Source organism: Lysinibacillus sp. UBA6686, assembly GCF_002455205.1.
In the GTDB taxonomy this organism is placed as follows: domain Bacteria; phylum Bacillota; class Bacilli; order Bacillales_A; family Planococcaceae; genus Lysinibacillus; species Lysinibacillus pakistanensis.
On the sequence record NZ_DKJS01000023.1, the window covers coordinates 61,243 to 61,562 of the forward strand.

The window sequence follows — 320 nt, forward strand, 5'->3', positions numbered from 1 at the left end:
AAAGTATAGCCCTTTTTCAAAACGAGGGGGTTGATCGTATTTTCTTCTGGTATTTTACACAAATGTAAAGTGATAAATTGAAATCTTAACCATCACTATATTGCTAAAAATGGAGTTTAGGTAACATTTCCCTATACAAAAGCAGTGTTAGCAATAAGTGGCTTTATGTATCGTTACAAAGTAGTTTTATGCACAAAATGTAGGTTGACAGCTATAAAATTTATCACTATTCTATCCATTTAATGATTTTTGAAGGAAGAGAATATTTAAAGTTCTACACTATTGTTGATTGGAGTGCAAGGCTACTCGACTCCCGTGGG